Here is an 18,297-nt window from a genome sequence, read left to right on the forward strand (position 1 = left end):
CCAACCTTCATTCGAAAGCAAAGGTGCTTTGAATGCGCATCAGATCCCTGGTCGCAGTTTGCGCGACCGTCACCCTCATCACGACCGGTGGGGTGATCGCACCCGCCTACGGCGCCACCCCGGGAAGGCCCGAGACGGTGAAGCCCGCGGTCGTTGCGACGGCCGCGCCCCAGGCCACTGGCCTCACCACCAACGACCTGACTGACCCGTTGGGCGTCGGGTCGACCACGCCGCGTCTGTCCTGGCAACTGCAGGACGCGACCCGCGGGAGCACACAGACCGCCTACCGGATCCGCGCCTCCAACTCGATCGATCAGCTGGCCGCCGCACCGACATGGGATTCCGGCCAGGTCGCCTCGGCCCAGTCGCTGGACGTCCCGTGGGGCGGCGCTGCGCTCACCTCGTCCACCCGCTACTACTGGCAGGTGCAGCTGACGGACAACTCCGGGGCCACCTCCGACTGGAGCACGCCGGCCTGGTTCGAGACCGGACTGCTGAACACGACGGACTGGGACGGCAGCAACTGGGTCGGATCGGCCGGGACGAACAGCTGGTCGGACTACACCCTGACGTCGGACTTCACCATCAACAACTCCGACAAGTCGGCCGTCGGGTTCATCTTCCGGGCCACCGACACCAGCAACGAGTACATGTGGCAGATCAACTACAACGAGGATCAGCCCGGCTACGCTCTCCGCCCGCACACCAAGGTCAACGGCGGTTACGCCGTGATTTCCGGCCAGACCAAGGACATCGGTGCGGTCATCAACGGCCACGGCGGACCCACCGCCCAGCACACCATCACCATCACGGTCGCCGGAAACCTCATCACCACCTCGATCGACGGGGAGTCGGTGAGCTCGTTCACCAACGGCGACCACCCGACCGGTGGCGTCGGCCTGCGGACCAACGGCATCGAGAACGCCACGATCAAGGACATGACGGTCGTCGCGGCCGACGGGAGCACGCTGTTCAATCCTGATCTCACCAAGGAGAACCCGTTCACCGGCGGGACCACCTCGGCCACCGGGTTGCAGATCAGCGGCGACAACGAGGTCTGGCAGAGCGTGGCGCCGCCGATCGTGCGCGGCACCTTCACCACCGACACGAGCAAGACCATCGCGTCGGCCCGGGCGTACGCCTCGGCCCAGGGTCTGTACCAGTTGAACCTCAACGGGGCTCAGGTCGGGGACGAGTACCTGGCGCCGGGCTGGACCGACTACAACACCACGTACCAGTACCAGACCTATGACATCACCAGCCAGGTGAAGGCCGGGGACAACGCGTTGGGCGTGCAACTGGCCGATGGCTGGTTCGCCGGCAACCTGCTGACCGGGCGCAACTTCTGGGGCTCCGACCTGTCCGTGATCGCCCAGGTGCGGGTCACGTACACCGACGGCACCAGCTCGACCTTCGGTTCCGACAGCAGCTGGAAGGCGTCCACCGGGGCAGTCAGGTCGGCCGACCTCTACAACGGTGAGTCCTACGACGCCAGCAAGGAGCAGAAGGGCTGGGACACCACGCCTTTCGACGACTCCAGCTGGAGTCCGGTGGTCACCCGGGCCTCGCAGACGGCCAAGCTCAAGCCGCAGACCGACCAGCCGGTGCGTATCACCGGTGAGCGTCCCGCGCTGACCCAGAAGGAGCCATCCCCGAAGGCGTTCGTCTACGACCTGGGCCAGAACATGGTCGGGACGGCCAAGCTGACGCTGACCGGCAAGGCCGGCCAGCAGGTCCGCATCCGCTACGCCGAGGTCGAGAACCCGGACGGCACCATCTACACCGCGAATCTCCGCTCGGCCAAGGCCACCGACTACTACACGTTCGCCGCCGACGGCACGATCACCTTCCATCCCACGCTGACCCAGCACGGCTTCCGCTACGTCGAGGTCACCGGCCTGGACACCGCGCCCGCGTTGGCCGACGTCACCGGCATGGTGTGGGGATCGGCCGGGGGCAAGACGATGGACCTGAGCACGTCCGACGCTTTGGTCAACCAGATCCAGAGCAACATCACCTGGGGGCAGCGGGGCAACTTCGTCTCCATCCCGACCGACACCCCGGCCCGTGACGAGCGGCTCGGCTGGACCGGCGACATCAGCGAATTCGCCAGCACCGCGACCTACAACCTGGACTCGGAGGCCTTCCTGTCCAAGTGGATCGGGGACCTGAGGACCGACCAGCTGAGCAGCGGCGCCTACACCGACGTCGCCCCGTCCTTCAGTGGATTCGGCAGCGGCAACGCGGGCTGGGCCGACGCCGGAATCACCGTGCCGTACGCGGTGTGGCAGAGCTACGACAACACCGCGGTCATCGCATCCGGATGGTCGTCCATGACGAAGTACATGGACTACCTGGCATCGACCAGCAACAACTTCCAGCGGGACGGCGGGGCCTACAAGGACTGGCTGAACCTCAACGACGACACGGCGTCGAACATCATCGGCACCGCGTTCTACGCGCACAGCGCCGATCTGATGTCCCAGATGGCGGCGGCGATCGGCAACACCGACGACGCGACCAAGTACCGCACCCTCTACAACAACATCCGGGCGTCGTACCAGGCGTCGTTCATCGACGCCTTCGGCAACCTGGCCAGCAACACCCAGACCGGCTACGCCATCTCGATCTCGTTCGGTCTGGCGCCGGACGCAGTGCGGACGGCCATGGCGACCAATTTCGTCGCCACCCTGCAGCGGGCCAACTGGCACCTGTCCACCGGGTTCCTCGGGCTGAAGGATCTGTTGCCCGCGTTGACCGACATCGGCCGCAGTGACGTGGCCTACCGGGTGCTGCTGAACAAGGACTACCCGTCCTGGGGCTATGAGATCAGCAAGGGCGCGACCACTGTGTGGGAACGCTGGGACTCGATCGGCCAGAACGGGCAGTTCGGCGACGTGGGTATGAACTCGTTCAACCACTACGCCTACGGCTCCGTCGGCGCCTGGATGTACGACACCATCGGCGGTATCTCCGCGCTCGAGCCCGGGTACAGGAAGTCGCTGATCGCACCGGTTCCGGGCGGCGACCTCACCCACAGCTCGATGGACTACCAGACCCCGTACGGCACCGTCAGCAGCCACTGGACCGTGGCGGCTGGTTCGTATCACCTGAATGTCTCGGTCCCGGCCAACACGACGGCACGGGTAGTCGTTCCGGCGGTCAACCCGCTGGCCGTCACCGAAGGCGGGCAGCCGCTGTCCAAGGCGGACGGAGTCGTGTCCGACTCGGACACGGGTGACACCGTCACCATCGAGATCGGCTCCGGCGACTACGCATTCGCCGTCGAATCCCCGGCGGCCGATCTGGCATCGGTCAAGGACGGGCTCGCCGCCCTCGGGGCCAAGGTCACCGCGGCCAACCTGACGGACGCCCAGCGGGCCGCGCTGGTGGCCGACCTGGGCACCGCGAACGATGACGTCGATGCGGCTCTGGCCGACCCGACGGTGGTGGCCACCAAGGCCGCTGCCGCCCTGGCCGCGCTGAAGGACGCGTCATCGCTGATTGCGGCCGACCTGGCCGCCGGACCGCTCGACCAGGCCGGTTCCGACGCACTGACCGGTCTGCTGACCCCGATGCTGGACAGTCTGGGCAAGGCCGTTGCAGCCGCGCTCGGCCTGAGTGTCACCACCACCGCACCGACCGGTGAGGTGCTGCCCGGGCAGACGGTCAACCTCTCGGTGACCGCGGTCAACGGTTCGACGAGCGACATCGCCGACATGGGAGCATCTCTCGATCTGCCGGCCGGATGGTCGGCCACGCCGGCCAGTGCTGCGCACGTCGCGGTGGCCGCCGGTCAGACTGCTACCTTCGCGTTCGCCGTCTCGGTGCCCGCGGACGCGACGGTCGGCAGCAACGCGCTCGTCGGTCGGGTCGAGGTGCCCAGTCAGTCCGGGCGCGTGTCCATCCCGGCCTCGACGACGGTGACGGTCGGTACCCCGGTCACTCTCACCGCCGCCGCGACCCCGGCCTCGGCCGTCCCGGGCGGGTATGCGCGGGTGAAGGTGGCGCTGCACAACCGTTCCACCACCGCCGTCACCGGATCGGTGTCCCTCGCCGTTCCGACCGGTTGGGCGGTGCCCGATCCTTCCGCCCCGGTGACGGTGGCGGCGGGTGCGGACGCGACTGTCACGGTCGTTCTGCTCGCGCCGGTGACCGGCACGGCCGGACCCATCAGCGGGATCACGGCCTCCTTCGCCTCGTCGACCCAGACGCTGGCCCAGGCGGCGGTGCCCTTCACGCTGACCATCGGCGAACCCGTGGCGACGCAGGTCGTCGACTACCTCGACATGGGCAACACCGGTTCGGCGGCGGCGGACGAACCTGCCCACGCCGTGACGTTCTCGTCCCGTTCGGGCAACAGCCCGGACGAGGCCGGATACACCCGCCGCTACACCTTCAAGGGCACCACCGACGGGTTCATCCAGTTCACCATGAAGATCACCAAGGGCCAGCCGTTCGTGCTGCGGGCCCGGGAAACCTATGACGGTCCGCAGATCAAGCAGTACACGGTCAAGGTCAACGGCGTCCTGGTCAACTCCCGGATGTTCACCCACACCGGCGGGGTCGGCACCGAGATGTACCAGGTGCTGGTCGACGACCCGACGCTGTTGACCGGAGACACGGTGACGGTGCGGTTCGACAACAACCCGCAGGGACTCAACTACGACCCGTCCATCGCGGATGTCTGGACCCTGCCGGCGCCGGGGGCCGACACCACCGCTCCGGCCGTCACACTGACGACCGACCCGGCGGCGCCCAACGGGACCAACGGCTGGTACACCTCGCCGGTCACCCTGACGGCGAGCGCCACGGACGACGGTGACCAGTTCCCGGTCATCTCGGCGGCCGTGGACGGTGCGGAGGCCGCGCAGGTCTCGGCTCCGATCACCTTCACCACCGACGGGATCCACACAGCGTCGGTGACGGCGGCGGACGCCGTCGGCAACGTGTCGGCGCCGACGGCCTGGACGGCCAAGGTCGATGCCACTCCGCCGGTGTCGAGTGGCTCGGTGGACCCGGTGACCCGCCAGGCCACCTTCACCGCGGCCGACAACACCTCCGGTGTGGCCCGCATCGAGTACCAGTTGCCGGGCGGCGGCTGGCTCACCGCGACCGGCCCGGTGACGGTCGGTGCGGCGGCGGTGGTCATCTCCTACCGGGCGGTCGACCAGGCGGGGAATGTCGAAGCAACGCATCAGGTGTCGATGCCGAAGGCCGGGGTCACCCTCCTCACGTCGACCACCCTCGCGGTGCTGTCCAGCGGTTCCGTCGGCGCCGGCGGTTCGGTCACGTTGACGGTCAAGGTGTCCGGCTCGGGAGCCGTCCCGACCGGGGCTGTCCGCGTCACGTCACGCGGTGTGCAGGTCGGCCAGGGTGTCCTGTCCGGTGGCCGGGTCGTACTGACCATCAAGGCCAGTGCTCTCCTGCCAGGGTCGTACCGGCTGCTGGTCGGCTACTCGGGGAACGCCGTGTACGCGGCCTCCTCCGACACGGTCGACCTGTCCGTGGTCAAGGCGACGTCCTCCACGTCGCTGAGGGTGACGCCGTCCACCGTGGTGTACGGCAACTCGCCGAAGGCCGTTGTGGTGGTCCAGGTTCCGGGACTCACGGCGACCGGCATCGTCACCCTGTCCGACGGACGCCGGGTGATCGCCCGCGGACGGCTGGCGAAGAACGCGGTGACCATCACGCTGCCGGCGACCCTGTCGGTCGGAACGCACACCCTGACGGCGTCCTACTCCGGTGACCGGTCGGTCAAGCCGTCGTCCGGTACGGCCAAGCTGGTCGTTGTCAAGGCCACGGCGAAGGTGAAGGCCCCGGCTCGAACGGTGCGGGCATCGGCGAAAGCGGTGGTCGGCGTGACGGTGTCGACGAACTCGAAGTCGATTGCCGCCGCCGGGGTGGTGATCGTGAAGGCGATGGCCGGCCGCCGGCTCGTGGCGACCGGTGCCGCGCGTCTGTCCGGTGGTCGCGCCTCGGTCACGTTGCCGAAGCTGTCGGTCGGTAAGTACACGCTGACGGTGTCCTACGCCGGCAGCACGGTGGTCTCGGCCGCCTCGGTCAAGACCGGGCTGACCGTCACGAAGTAGGCAGTTGGCGAACGACAGTGCCCCGGACCTTGATGGGTCCGGGGCACTGTCGTTCTCGCTCGTCTGGCTTGGGGACCGGCCGGGCCGGTGGCGCGTGGATCACAGTCGGTCGGCCCTGTGGCACGTGGCTCGGTCGCTCGGGTCGGTGGCGCGTGGCTCGGTCGCTCGGGTCGGTGGCGCGTGGATCGGTCGCTCGGGTCGGTGGCGCGTGGATCTGTTGCTCGGGTCGGTGGCGCGTGGATCAACTTCGACGATTTGGGACGAAAGTGACGGAAGTCGTCACGTTCGTCCATGCCTGAGAAGTTGATCCACGCCGAACGCGGGTGAACGCCGGGCGATCCGGTCAGCGGCGCTCGGAGTCCGAGGATTCCTCGGCGGCGTGGGCCGCGGAGCGGTTGACCGCCGAGACGATGGCCTTGAGCGACGCGCGGGTGATGGACGAGTCGATGCCGACCCCCCAGATCACCTGGCCGTCGATGGCGCACTCGAGGTAGGCGGCGGCGCGGGCGTCGCCGCCGGCCGAGAGGGCGTGCTCGACGTAGTCGAGCACCCGGACGTCGTGGCCGGCCGCGGCCAGGATGTTGCAGAACGCGGCCACCGGGCCGTTGCCCTGGGCCCGCAGCACCTGCTCGTCTCCGTCGACGACGAGCCGGGCGGCCAGAGTGTCCAATCCCTCGGGCGCGTCCTCAGGGGTCTCCACGCGAGCGCGGATGAACTCCACCGGCGTCGTCCGCTCCAGGTACTCGTCGGCGAAGTAGCGCCACATCGACGCCGCGTTCACCTCGCCGCCCTCGGAGTCGGTGTGTCCCTGGACCACCCGGGAGAACTCGATCTGCAGACGGCGGGGCAGGTCCAGCCCGTGCTCGGTCTTCATGATGTAGGCGACCCCGCCCTTGCCGGACTGCGAGTTGACCCGGATGACGGCCTCGTACGACCGGCCGACGTCCTTCGGGTCGATCGACAGGTACGGCACCTGCCAGGTGTACTGCTCCACCGGCACTCCGGCCGCCGCGGCATCCCGGTTCAGGTGGTCGAAGCCCTTCTTGATCGCGTCCTGGTGCGAGCCGGAGAACGCCGTGTACACCAGGTCCCCGCCGTACGGGTGGCGCTCGGGGACGGCCAGCTGGTTGCAGTACTCCACCGTGCGGCGGATCTCGTCGATGTCGGAGAAGTCGATCTGCGGATCGACGCCCTGGCTGAAGATGTTGAGCCCCAACGTCACCAGGCAGACGTTGCCGGTGCGCTCGCCGTTACCGAACAGACAGCCCTCGATGCGGTCGGCACCGGCCATGTAGCCCAGTTCGGCCGCGGCCACGGCGGTACCGCGGTCGTTGTGCGGATGCAGGCTCAGGATGATCGAGTCCCGCCGGGCCAGGTTGCGGTGCATCCACTCGATCGAATCGGCGTAGACGTTCGGTGTGGCCATCTCGACGGTAGCCGGCAGGTTGACGATCATCGGCCGCTCCGGGGTGGGGGCCCAGATCGCCGAGACGGCGTTGCAGACCTCGACCGCATATTCCAGCTCGGTGCCGGTGTAGCTCTCGGGTGAGTACTCGAAGCGCCAGTCGGTGTCCGGGTACTTCTCGGCCCAGCGGGCGACCTCCTCGGCCCCGTCGGTGGCGATGCGCATGATGCCGGCGCGATCCTGCCCGAACACCACCCGGCGCTGCAGGGTAGACGTGGAGTTGTAGAGGTGGACGACGGCGGAGTGGCAGCCCTCCAGAGCCTCGTAGGTGCGGGCGATCAGTTCGGGACGGGCCTGGGTCAGCACCTGGATGCGGACGTCGGACGGAATCGCGTCCTGCTCGATGATCTCGCGGACGAAGTCGAAGTCGGTCTGGGACGCGGCGGGGAAGCCGACCTCGATCTCCTTGTAGCCCATGGCCACCAGCAGGTCGAACATGCGGCGCTTGCGGGCCGGCGTCATCGGGTCGATCAGGGCCTGGTTGCCGTCGCGCAGGTCGACCGCGCACCACAGCGGCGCCTTGTCGATCACCTTGGTCGGCCAGGTGCGGTCGGGCAGGTCGATCGGGGTGAACGGGGTGTAGCGCTGGAACGGCATCTGGCTGCCGCGCTGCCGGTTGTACGGGTGCTGACCAGTGGGAATGTCGCCGACCGGCGTGCTCAGACGAGAGACGGGGGGAGTGCTCATGACGTGGGTTCCTTCAGGAGAGTCCCGGGTGCGACCGTTGCCGCCCGGGAGGGGGAGGGGTCGACCAGCAGCACAAAGTCCCGCGACGGAGGAGCCAGTCTGGAATCAGGCTCCGTCGCGGCCGCTAAGGAGCAGGCTCACGGCGAGAACGCCGGCTGCTGCGATGCGCACCACGTCATGGACCATACCCCCGGTGGGCCGGGCGGTGGCAACCTGCCCGGGTCGAGGCCACCGGTGGAGCGGCGGGCCGGCCACCCGCAACAGGCCGTCGTCGTCACCCACCGTGTCCCCGGATGTAGCCGATTCGGCTCTTCTCCTGGCCAGGCGATCACTCTATCGTTCGGGGGACACCCACGAACCCCGGAGGTTCGCATGACGGCTCCGCTCCGCGCCCGGCGGTCGAGCACAACCGCCCCCCGGTCCGAGGCCACCGTCGAGCCGGAGAGCTCGGCGCCCCGGACCGACAGCCGCCCGGTCGCCGGATTGCTCACCGGCGGGCCGGCGCTGGCGCCGCTGCGACGACAGATGATCGATTCCGACCTGGACGACGAGATATTCGAGGTCGAGGCGGCCAAGCGGCAAGCCAAGGTCGCGGACATGAACGCGCCGGGCGGCAAGATCGCGGCGAACGACCCCCGACGGGCGGCGCTGCACGCGCTGGTGCGCGAACGCACGGCGACCCCGGGTGCGGCCGCGACGGCCGAGGCCAAGCAGGTCGGTGAGACGGCCGGCCTGGTGTCGGGTGGCGCCCACCAGGGCGCGCTGAACACCCACCTCAAGACGGCCGCGCTGGCCGGCGGGTCCGGCCGGCGGGCCACGGCCGAGGCCAAAGAGGTCGGGGCGACCCAGAAGACCGTGACCGGCGCTGACCACGCCGGTGTCGAAGCGGCTGTGGCCAAGAAACAGAAGGCCGGGCCCGACGTCGACCAGGAGCAGGCGCTCGGCCAGAAGTCCTGTCTCCGCATGGCCAGACTCCTGGCCAAGGAACTGGCGGCCGGGAAGGCAGCGAAGGCACCGGAGTTCGTTGCCATCAACGAACAGATCGTTGCGAAGGACTACGTGAAGGCAGCACCGCTGCTGGACGAGTTCCGCACCACCACCGCCGCCATCCTGTCCGACGCCGAGACCCGAAAGGGGCCGTTGCTGGAGAAGGCGGCCAAGGTCCTGACCCAACTTCCGTGCCACATCCCGACGGGATTGGCCGAAGCGATCGAGGCCATCGAGAAGGCGGTGGTCGACCGGAACTGGGTCAGCCTCACCGCCGACCTGGACCGCAACGAGAGTCTGGTGGAGAAGGCGATCGAGATCTCCGACCGGTTCGAGGCGGTGGAGACCGAGACCGCCACCGTTCAGAACAGCCAGCAGAAGCTCAACCTCGAGAAGTGGATGGACGCCCACAAGAAGATGTCGTGGGACCAGGTGCTGGCCAGCGAGAACAAGAGCCAGCCGAACGAGGGTCTCGGCGGCCTGGAAGCCAAGATCGCGATGTACGCCGGGCGAGATCCCCTGTCGATCCGACTTGCCGCCGAGGCGAAGGCCGAGAAGGAGAAGCGGGAGAAGCTGCGGGCCGACCAGATCGCCAAAGGTCTGCTCGCCGGCAACGGCACCATCATCAAGGAACGGACGGCGGCCTCCTTCACCACCGGGCCTGGTGAGAAGGACGCCCTCGAAGACGCCATCGCCCAGTACCGGGCCGGCAGTTCGGTCACGTTCGTCGGCCACCCCCCGGGGGTCAAATGGGGTGAGGCGCACGCCAACCGCGACGGCGATCTGCCCGGCGTCAAGGGGGCCGGCGGCTACCGCGAGTACTACGTGCAGAAGGAGGTCGGGACGGCGGGCCACGGGATCCGGCGGCTGGTGGTTCACGTCAGCAGCGGTCGCATCTACTACTCCCGCAACCACTACGGTGAGACGAACGACGCCCCGCCGTTCTTCCTGATCAACGGCTGAGCGTGCCGATACCAGTCTGGAGAAGTGAATGACGTCGTTCCCGCTGGCCCTGACCGACCTGACCACGTTGGTCGACGACCGGATCTACGAGTCGCAGTGGCGTCCACAGCTCGACCGGGCCGGGGTGTACCTGCTCGAGATCGATGTCCGTCATGTGTCTCGTCGTGAGGACTTCTTCGATTGCGCGGCAACTGGTCTCGGGTTGGGGCCGGATGAGCGACTGCGCAAGTGGTCGGGCCTCGAGGACCGGATCTGGGGTGCGCTGGCGGAGCATCCGGCGGACAGCGGGGCCCTCGTGCTCCGTCATGCCGACGCGATGGCCGGCCCGGCGCTGGGTGACCTGCTGCAGGCGGTTGGTGTGTTCACCGACCTGGCCAAGGCGGTCGGACCGGGGCACGAGGGCAGCTTCCCGCGGGACGTGCAGCTGTTCGTCATCCTCACCGGCTCGGGCGACAGCTTCCCGCCCTGAGCGGCCGGTCGGACCAGCTGATCGGACCGTCGGGTCGGCTGCAGCGGTGATCGGTCAGGTCGAGACGGCCGGTCAGGCCAAGAAATCCAGCAGCAGTGCGCTCAACTGATCCGGGGCCTGCGCCGGGATCCAGTGGCCGCCGGGCACTTCTTCGTACCGCCAGGGGCCGTCGACGAATGCGGCCGAGTCGACCATCTGCTCGCGGGTCAGAAACAGGTCGCCGGTCGACCACACGCCCATGGTCGGGCAGGCGACGTGCGGCATGGGCGGAACCGTGGGCCGGTAGAACGTCTCCGGCCGGATGTTCGCGCGGTAGATGCCCAGTGCCGCGGTCAGCGCACCGGGGCGCGCCAGAGCCGCGATCTGGGCGTCCATCAGGGGGTCGGTATTGGCCCCGCTCCACGCCCACTCCCGGAAGGCCTGCCAATTCGCTTGCGGCAGAACAGCTTCGGCCACCCCCGGGGTGAGGAACCACAGCATGTACCAGGACAGCTGTCGTTGGGCGATGCTGGACATTCCGGCCCCGGGATGACCCACCGAGAGCACGGAAAGCCGCTCGACCACCGCCGGATGCCGCATGGCGAAGCTCCACGCGATCCCGGCGCCCCAGTCGTGTCCGACGACCGCTGCCCGTTCCACGCCGAAATGGGCCAGCACAGCGGTGATGTCGGAATGCAACAACGGCATCCGGTAGGCGGCGACGTCCTCCGGGTGGTCCGACGCGCCGAATCCCCGCAGATCCGGCGCGATCACCTGAAACCCGTTGGCCGCCAGAGCGTTGATCTGGGCCGACCACAGGTGCCAGGAGTCCGGGAATCCGTGCAGCAGCAGCACCGGCCGACCGTGGCCTGCGCAGGCCACGTTGATGCGCACGCCGTCGGAGTCGACATACTGCTCGGTGACACCCGCTTCGCTCGGCCCGGTCGCACGCGGCCCGGTGACATTTTCCGTCGCTGCGCTCGCGGTGTTGCCGTTTCCGGTCGCTGCGCTCGCCCCGGTCACGGTCATGACCTACGGGCGTTGTAGACCAGCGCCTGGCTTTCGCCGTATGCCGTGTAGGTGGCGATCGCGCCGTCACGCAGGACATCCTGCTCCACTTCGATGCCCCGCAAAGCCAACTGCTCGGCCCAGTCGGCGACCACCGGGCCCTCGTCAAATCCGGTCAGCCGTTCGAGATCAGGGCCGTCACCGGCCACCACCAGCCGCTGCACGCCGGACCACAGAACGGCGCCGAAGCACATCGCGCACGGACGCCAGTTGACGACCAACTCCAGGCCGGGGCGGGTCGCGGCCAGGTCCCAGGACCCGAGGCCGACCTGGGCCAACGAGATCGCGGTGACCTCGGCGTGCGCACTGGACAGACCGCTGGAGAGCACGACGTTGACCCCGACCGAGACGATCTCGCCGGTGGCCGGGTCGGCCACCACCGCCGCGAACGGGCCGCCGTTGCCGGCCACGTGGTTGCGATCGGCCAGCGCGTGCACCAACGCCATCCGGTCCTCCGACGTGACCAGCGGCGCCTGGTAGTCCGCGACGAACGGCATCACCCAGTCGGGCAGAACGGCCGTGAATCCGGTGGCCAGGATCGAGGTGTTGATCATGTGCGGCTCCCGCGGGTCGGTGTCCGGCCCAGCGTATCCACCGCCCTCACAGCCGAGGTCGTTACCCTCGATCCGGTGGACCGCCGAGCTGCCGGAGTGATGGTGCTGTTCGTCGCGCTCCTGTGTGCCATGGTCGTACCGTCGCTGGTGGGCAAGCGCGTGGCCGGCAGCGCCGTCTCCGAGGTCATCGCGGCGCCCCCAACCGTCGGCTCTTGCGTCACGGCGATCACCGGCCCTGATCGACCGCCGCGCGCGACCAGGCCGAACGCGGCCGTCACGGCTCTCCCGGTGGCCACCGTCGCCCCGTCCTGCACAGGGACCGTCATCGGCGAGATCATCTCGGTGCAGCCGACGAGCAGTTCGACCGTCACCACGCTCGACGAGTTCGTCCAGGCCAATCCGAGTTGCCGCAGTCAGGTGGAGAAGTACCTGGGCACCACGGCGACGTCCACCATCGACGGGATGGAATGGACCAAGAGCATCCACGTCGACGCGGTCACGGTCGGACCGAACGCCCACGACCGGGCGGCCGGTCGCACCTGGACCGCGTGCGTGCTGTCCACGGTCGGCCAGACCTACAACGCGACAACCTCCTTGAAGTCGAGCTGGGACTCGGGCACCCTGCCGGATGAGTTCGGTCTGTGTTGGGACCGCAGCGTCGTACCGCGCGGGACACCCACCAGTTGCACCTCGCCGCACAGCACGCAGCAGCTGGGCTACGGCTTCGTCGCGTCGCCCACCGACTCCGGTACGTCCATCGTGTCGGGGATGGATGCGGACGGCATGACGGCCGGCTGCCGGACCCTGGCGGCGTCGGTGATGAAGACCTCCGACCCGACCAAGGGCGGGCGCCTGGCCGTCAAGGTGGTCGCCCAGGCCGCCGGGGCGCCGTACGTGCAGTGCGTGGTGACTGTCGTCGGCTCCGGAAAGCTGACCGGCTCGGTGATCGGGATCGGGTCGAAGGCGCTGCCGCTGCGTTGAGGAACCGGCGCGGCGGGAACCGGCGCGGCGCCTTGGACGCGGTCGTGCTGGTCGCGGCTGCTCAACGGTGTGCTGACCACCGTGCATCGGGGTCAGTTCCGGGCGTCGCAGGCTCAGGTTGGTGGCCCCGCGCACGAGCACGGGGAAATGATGCGTACGGCAGAACTCGCCGCCGGGTAATATGCAGCTAGGGGTCGAGCATTTCCCGGATGTGGTGCAGTCGGTTGCGGCGGGGTCTTTGTTCCGGGTCGGTCCATTTCGGTGGAATGGTCTCGGGATGGCCGTGGTCGTCGAATCGTATTTGCCATTCGCTGCGGTGAATTTCTCGGTGGTGGTATCCGCAGAGCAGTACCCCGTTGGCGGTGCTGGTGTCGCCGAGGTCGCGTTCCCACCAGTTCACGTGGTGGATGTCGCACCAGGTGGCCGGCCGGTCGCAGCCGTCCCAGACACAGCCGCGATCCCGGGCGGTGATGGCCCGCCGCATGCCGCGGGTGAAGGTTCGCATGGCCCGCCCGACGTCCAGGATCTCCCCCTGCCCGCCCAGGACGACGGGGATGATCTTCGCGTCGCACAGGTAGCGGCGGGCTTGGGCCGGGGTCATCGCGTACCCGGATTCGCGGGTGGCCTGGGTGATCTCGCCGTGCATCTGGTCCCAGTGCACGTAGACGACGACGTGGGGTTTCTCCCCGCCGTTGGCCGGCCCGTCCCCGGCGGTCAGGTACCGCTCCAATGCCTCGATCAGGGCGTGCGCCCGCCGGGTCGCCGACGGCCGGGGATCGGGTGTGCAGTCGGAACCGGGGGTCGGGCCGGGGATGGGTCGGGGCGCGGCGAGAGCGTCGATGGCTCTGGTGATCACGTCGACGCCGTGGTCGTCCAGGGTGCCGGTGAGGCCGGTCAGTCCGGTGCGGGCGTTACGGGAGCCGAACCGCAACTCCATCTTCGACGCCGGGGTGGTTTCGTCCAGGGTGCCGTCGGGGTCGGCGGCGTCCAGTACGGCGGTGGCGATCTTGTCCAGACTCCGTGGATCCACCACCGCTGCTTTCTCGACCAGGAGGTGTTCGCAGAAGTCCCGCTGCTCCGGCGGCAACGGTGCGGGCAGTTTCCCCATGGTCGCCACGATCGTCCGCACGTGCTCCGAACCCACCCGGCCGGTGTCCAAGGCGTCGGCCAGGACCGGCAGCAGCGGTGGCAGCTCCGGGCCGGTGGGGGTGTCGCGGGGCAGGGTGTGCCGGGCGGCGCGGACGCGGTGGGTCGCCTCGGCGGGGGAGATCAGCACCGTCTGGGCCAACAGGGCAGCGGTGGAGGAGCAGGACCGTTGCCCCGCGATGCCTTGGGTGTCGATCTCCCCGGCCAGGTGCACGTTCGCCGCGAGCACCATCCGCGACAGAGTCTCGTACTCCCGGGCCAATTCCAACAGATCGTCGGCGTTGATCTTCCAGTACCCCCCGTCGGTCAATTCCCGGACAGATTCCATCGCCGACCGGACCAATTGTCTGGCCTGGTCGATGTCGGTGAATCCGGTCCCTCCCATACCGCAAACGCTATCGCAGGCCACCGACAGTCGACCGTGCGCGGACGGCCATTTCCGGCGATGGAAAGATCACGGATTGGTGACGATATTGCCAGGGCCGTGAAGACGGTGCTGATTGCGGAGGCGCGACTTTTACGCTGCCCGGGACTACTTGTAATACGTGGCTGGCACTCGTCATCTCGCCGGCGATATGACAAGTGCCGGCCGGTATTACGAGTCGCCCACCGACCCGTGGGCTGGCCTGACAAGTGCACACGCGCACGAGAACTTGGCACGCGGTATTGCGGGTCCGCCGTCGAGCCGGACTGCGGCTGGGACGGCTCCACAGCACGGCGTGCAAGGGCGTCCGGTGTGCCGCGTTGGGCCCTGTCGACGGGCCACGCCCCCGACGGCCCATGTGCCCCCGGCCGATCGGCGGCCCGCTGGGGACCCTGCCTCGGCCCCTCGCCTCGGGTGCGGCGGCCGAGTCGGGTGCGGCGGCCGAGTCGGGACCGGCCGCCAGTGCCGGCGCCCAGCCCCAGGCCTCGGCCCCTCGCCTCGGGACCGGCGGCCGAGTCGGGTCCGGCGGCCGCGTGGGGTGCGGCGGCCGAGTCGGGACCGGCCGCCAGTGACGGCGCCCAGCCCCAGGCCTCGGCCCCGACCCCCGCCGCCGGCCTTGGGCCCCGACCTCCGACCCGCCGTCGGCCTTGGGACCCGACCTCCGACCCCCGCCGCCGGCCTTGGGCCCCGACCTCCGACCCGCCGTCGGCCTTGGGCCCCGACCTCCGACCCGCCGTCGGCCTTGGGGCCCGCCTTTGGGGGACCCGGCGCCCCGGCCCGGCTGAACCGTGCCGGCTGTGCGTGCCGGGTCTCCATCCACCACCGCCCGGTCCGACCTGCGAGGAACCACTGAGATCTTGTGCCCGTTCACCCTGCCCGGAGCAGTCCCTGCGGCGGGGCCGGGCCGCAACTGCGGATCTTCCGGCCGGGCTGCGCTGGCAAATTCGTCGGGCGCCGACGGGTAATCTGAACACGGCTTTTCCTGGATCACCGCGGTGCCGGGAGGGGCCACCGGCACCCCACCCGCGACAGCTCGTCACCTGATCGGCTACCTGGGTCGGCGGCGGCGCTGACGAACCGGCCGGCGCCTGCTGCTTGCGCGCCGGTATCCACCGAGCCGGGTGTTGCGAGAGGGCAAGGGTGCGAGCGTGAGTCTCGTCGTCCAGAAGTACGGCGGTTCGTCGGTGGCCACAGCAGAGCGCATCAAGCGCGTGGCCGAGCGAATCGTCGCCACGCGAAAGGCCGGGCACGACGTCGTCGTAGTGGTCAGCGCGATGGGCGACACGACGGACGAACTCATGGATCTGGCCATGGAGGTGGCCCCGGTGCCGCCGGCCCGTGAACTTGACATGCTGCTCACCTCCGGCGAGCGCATCTCCAACGCCCTGGTCGCCATGGCCATCCACGCACTCGGCGCCGAGGCGCGCTCGTTCACCGGGTCCCAGGCCGGGGTCATCACCGACTCCACCCACGGCCGGGCCCGCATCATCGACGTCACGCCGGGCCGTATCCGTGCCGCCCTCGACGAGGGTGCGATCGCGCTGGTCGCCGGGTTCCAGGGCGTCTCACAGGACACCAAGGACATCACCACCCTCGGGCGTGGTGGTTCCGACACCACGGCCGTCGCGCTGGCTGCGGCCCTCGGGGCCGATGTGTGCGAGATCTACACCGATGTCGACGGGGTGTTCAGCGCCGATCCGCGGATCGTGCCGAAGGCCAAGAAGCTCGACACCATCACCTACGAGGAAATGCTCGAGATGGCCGCGGCCGGCGCCAAGGTGCTGATGCTGCGATGCGTCGAATACGCCCGTCGCTACCACGTCCCGGTGCACGTCCGGTCGTCGTACTCGGACAAGGCAGGCACCATCGTCACCGGCAGTATGGAGGATCTGACAGTGGAACAGGCATTGATCACCGGCGTCGCCCACGAGCGCGGCGAGGCAAAGGTCACGGTGGCCGCGGTTCCGGACCACCCGGGCGTGGCGGCGCGGATCTTCCGCACCATCGCCGACGCCGAGATCGACATCGACATGGTGGTGCAGAACATCTCTCGCGCCGCCGAGGGCAAGACCGACATCACCTTCACGCTTCCCAAGTCCGACGGGCCGAGAGCCGTTGCCGCGCTGGAGGCACGCAAGGACGCCATCGGATTCGACGCCATCGTCTACAACGATCACGTCGGCAAGGTCTCGCTGATCGGGGCGGGTATGCGCTCGCACCCGGGGGTCACCGCGACGTTCTGCGAAGCCCTGGCCGAAGCCGGTGTCAACATCGACATCATTTCCACCTCGGAGATCCGGATCTCCGTGCTGGTCCGTGACGTCGAACTCGACAAGGCCGTCGAGGCCATCCATGCGGCGTTCGATCTGGGCGCCGATGACGACGCAGTTGTGTACGGAGGAACCGGACGATGAGCCGCCCCTTGAACATCGGCGTGGTCGGCGCGACCGGCCAGGTCGGCGGCGTGATGCGTCGCATCCTGGCCGAGCGGGAGTTCCCGATCGCGTCCATCCGATTCTTCGCCTCGGCCCGGTCGGCCGGATCGACGCTGTCCTGGCAGGGAACCGACATCGTGGTCGAGGACGCCGCCACCGCCGACCCTTCGGGGCTGGACATTGCGCTGTTCTCCGCCGGTGGGGCGACGTCGAAGGCCCTGGCTCCCAAGTTCGCCGCGGCCGGGGTCGTCGTCATCGACAACTCCTCCGCGTTCCGGATGGACCCCTCGGTGCCGCTGGTCGTCTCCGAGGTGAACCCGGAGGCGGCGCTGTCCGCGGTCACGCCGGGCCGGGGCGCCATCATCGCCAACCCGAACTGCACCACCATGGCTGCCATGCCGGTGCTCAAGCCGTTGCACGACGAGGCGGGCCTGGTGCGCCTGATCGTCTCGACCTACCAGGCGGTGTCCGGCAGCGGACTCGACGGGGTGGCGGAGTTGGACGGTCAGGTCAAGGCGGTCGTCGACGGCGCCGCCGGCCTCACCCACAACGGGAAGGCGGTCGAGTTCCCGTCACCGAAGAAGTACGTCCGGCCGATCGCGTTCAACGTGGTGCCGCTGGCCGGAAACCTCGTCGACGACGGGTCGTTCGAGACCGACGAAGAGCAGAAGCTGCGCAACGAATCCCGCAAGATCCTGTCCATCCCGGGATTGCTGGTGTCCGGAACGTGCGTGCGGGTACCGGTCTTCAGCGGGCACTCGCTCTCGGTGAATGCCGAGTTCGCGACGCCACTGTCGGTCGAGCGGGCGACGGAGCTGCTCTCGACGGCCGAGGGGGTCGAGGTGACCGACGTGCCGAACCCGTTGCAGGCGGCCGGAACCGACCCGTCCTACGTCGGGCGTCTGCGGTCCGATCAGGGCGCGCCGGAAGGGCGCGGGTTGGCGATGTTCATCTCCAACGACAACCTCCGCAAGGGCGCCGCGCTCAACGCCGTGCAGATCGCCGAAGTGGTCGCCGCCGTCCTGTGACGGTCGGCGTCACCCGCGC

General features: G+C 68.9%; 10 protein-coding genes. 6 read left to right on the forward strand and 4 right to left on the reverse strand.

Going from position 1 to position 18,297, the window contains the following annotated elements; all coding sequences use genetic code 11:
* Window positions 1-32 precede the first annotated feature (32 nt).
* Window positions 33-6,092: a family 78 glycoside hydrolase catalytic domain gene (locus tag BLS97_RS10765; protein ID WP_090475967.1), complete on the forward strand. Its 6,060-nt coding sequence runs from the start codon at window positions 33-35 to the stop codon at window positions 6,090-6,092.
* A gap of 343 nt (window positions 6,093-6,435) precedes the next feature.
* On the opposite strand, the gene leuA is transcribed toward BLS97_RS10765, so the two are convergent.
* Window positions 6,436-8,244 carry a 2-isopropylmalate synthase gene (gene leuA, locus BLS97_RS10770; RefSeq protein ID WP_090475968.1) on the reverse strand — a complete coding sequence of 603 codons (1,809 nt, stop codon included), beginning with the start codon at window positions 8,242-8,244 and terminating at the stop codon, window positions 6,436-6,438.
* A gap of 372 nt (window positions 8,245-8,616) precedes the next feature.
* Here leuA and BLS97_RS10775 point away from each other — a divergent pair, with 372 nt between their 5' ends.
* Both BLS97_RS10775 and BLS97_RS10780 read left to right on the forward strand, forming a co-directional pair.
* A complete protein-coding gene (locus BLS97_RS10775) occupies window positions 8,617-10,194 on the forward strand; it encodes a ribonuclease domain-containing protein (RefSeq protein WP_090475969.1) in 1,578 nt (525 codons plus the stop codon).
* A 28-nt stretch (window positions 10,195-10,222) separates the two neighbouring features.
* Window positions 10,223-10,663, forward strand: a complete 441-nt coding sequence (locus tag BLS97_RS10780; RefSeq protein WP_090475970.1) for a hypothetical protein — start codon at window positions 10,223-10,225, stop codon at window positions 10,661-10,663.
* 72 nt (window positions 10,664-10,735) lie between these two features.
* Here the strand turns inward: BLS97_RS10780 and BLS97_RS10785 are convergent, their stop codons facing one another.
* Together BLS97_RS10785 and BLS97_RS10790 are read right to left on the reverse strand one after the other, a co-directional pair.
* A complete protein-coding gene (locus BLS97_RS10785) occupies window positions 10,736-11,665 on the reverse strand; it encodes an alpha/beta fold hydrolase (protein WP_197676519.1) in 930 nt (309 codons plus the stop codon).
* Window positions 11,666-11,667: 2 nt separating this feature from the next.
* Window positions 11,668-12,264: a nucleoside deaminase gene (locus tag BLS97_RS10790; protein WP_090475972.1), complete on the reverse strand. Its 597-nt coding sequence runs from the start codon at window positions 12,262-12,264 to the stop codon at window positions 11,668-11,670.
* Window positions 12,265-12,339: 75 nt separating this feature from the next.
* Here BLS97_RS10790 and BLS97_RS10795 point away from each other — a divergent pair, with 75 nt between their 5' ends.
* The gene (locus BLS97_RS10795) at window positions 12,340-13,245 is read left to right on the forward strand and encodes a hypothetical protein (RefSeq protein WP_157695352.1); all 906 of its coding nucleotides are present in this window, start codon (window positions 12,340-12,342) and stop codon (window positions 13,243-13,245) included.
* Between the two features lie 187 nt (window positions 13,246-13,432).
* Here BLS97_RS10795 and BLS97_RS10800 read toward each other — a convergent pair whose 3' ends face one another.
* Entirely contained in the window at window positions 13,433-14,776 is a 1,344-nt protein-coding gene (locus BLS97_RS10800; RefSeq protein WP_090475974.1) for an HNH endonuclease signature motif containing protein, read from the reverse strand.
* A 1,187-nt stretch (window positions 14,777-15,963) separates the two neighbouring features.
* Here BLS97_RS10800 and BLS97_RS10810 point away from each other — a divergent pair.
* Both BLS97_RS10810 and BLS97_RS10815 read left to right on the forward strand, forming a co-directional pair.
* Entirely contained in the window at window positions 15,964-17,229 is a 1,266-nt protein-coding gene (locus BLS97_RS10810; protein ID WP_090475976.1) for an aspartate kinase, read from the forward strand.
* Window positions 17,226-18,278 carry an aspartate-semialdehyde dehydrogenase gene (locus BLS97_RS10815; RefSeq protein WP_090475977.1) on the forward strand — a complete coding sequence of 351 codons (1,053 nt, stop codon included), beginning with the start codon at window positions 17,226-17,228 and terminating at the stop codon, window positions 18,276-18,278. Before BLS97_RS10810 ends, BLS97_RS10815 begins: the two co-directional genes overlap by 4 nt.
* The last annotated feature ends 19 nt before the right edge of the window (window positions 18,279-18,297 follow it).

Source organism: Nakamurella panacisegetis, from assembly GCF_900104535.1.
In the GTDB taxonomy this organism is placed as follows: domain Bacteria; phylum Actinomycetota; class Actinomycetes; order Mycobacteriales; family Nakamurellaceae; genus Nakamurella; species Nakamurella panacisegetis.

Bases quoted from the DNA above. Each gene is read 5' to 3' on its own strand.
- BLS97_RS10765 (WP_090475967.1), top strand. From the start codon at position 33: ATGCGCATCAGATCCCTGGTCGCAGTTTGCGCGACCGTCACCCTCATC.
- leuA (WP_090475968.1), bottom strand. From the start codon at position 8,244: ATGAGCACTCCCCCCGTCTCTCGTCTGAGCACGCCGGTCGGCGACATT.
- BLS97_RS10775 (WP_090475969.1), top strand. From the start codon at position 8,617: ATGACGGCTCCGCTCCGCGCCCGGCGGTCGAGCACAACCGCCCCCCGG.
- BLS97_RS10780 (WP_090475970.1), top strand. From the start codon at position 10,223: ATGACGTCGTTCCCGCTGGCCCTGACCGACCTGACCACGTTGGTCGAC.
- BLS97_RS10790 (WP_090475972.1), bottom strand. From the start codon at position 12,264: ATGATCAACACCTCGATCCTGGCCACCGGATTCACGGCCGTTCTGCCC.
- BLS97_RS10800 (WP_090475974.1), bottom strand. From the start codon at position 14,776: ATGGGAGGGACCGGATTCACCGACATCGACCAGGCCAGACAATTGGTC.
- BLS97_RS10815 (WP_090475977.1), top strand. From the start codon at position 17,226: ATGAGCCGCCCCTTGAACATCGGCGTGGTCGGCGCGACCGGCCAGGTC.